Annotated in this window: 1 protein-coding gene; it reads right to left on the bottom strand. The window is 45.6% G+C overall.

Going from position 1 to position 812, the window contains the following annotated elements; genetic code table 11:
• On the bottom strand, positions 1–812 hold an 812-nt coding region (locus tag A3735_RS21630), incomplete at both ends, for a DEAD/DEAH box helicase (RefSeq protein ID WP_156499810.1).

Here is an 812-nt window from a genome sequence, read left to right as displayed (position 1 = left end):
TGCGACCTATACGGTGGACATATATCTCACCACGCCTCGGCATTTCGAAGTTGATCACCAGATCCATGCCTTCAATATCAATACCTCGTGCAGCAATATCTGTAGCGACCATTACTTTCAGCTCGTTACGGCGCATTTTGCTCATCACGAGATTTCGTTGTTTCTGGTCTTTGTCTCCGTGTAATACACCAGCGCTAATTTCTTGTTGCTGCATGACACGGTAAACCTGATCTACTTGCTCTTTCGAGTTACAAAAGACAATGCTGTGACGATATGTTTCGTTTCTTAGTAGCCAGCATAGTAGTTGGTATTTGTGAGCGTTATCGTCAGCAAAGATGATTTGCTGATCAATTGATGTGTGAGTATCGCTTGTTTGGTTTAGCTCATACACTTTTGGCTCATCTAGCAACTGGTCTGCCAGGCCTCGAAGTGCTTTATTGGCTAGTGTTGCTGAATAGAGCTGCGTTTGACGCCGTTGATGACAGTGTTCTGAAATAGATAGAATCTCATCGCTAAAGCCCATGTCGAGTAAGCGGTCTGCTTCATCAAGTATCAGGATGTCTACCGAAGAAAGGTCTAACAGGTCTCTGGCAAGCAATTCAGACAAACGCCCCGGTGTTGCCACGATAAAGTGTGGCGGGTTTTGAATGATTTCGGTCTGTTTGTGGATGTCAGTACCGCCACCGATATGACCCAACTTAAGTGCTGTAAAGCGAGCTAGCTGTTTTGCCTGCTTAAGCACTTGTTGGGCGAGTTCACGTGTAGGAACCAATACCAGGGCAAGTATGTCACCGCCTTCTTCATGCATTATT

This window comes from Oleiphilus sp. HI0061, from assembly GCF_001635675.1.
This window is presented reverse-complemented; position numbering and strand designations above follow the sequence as displayed.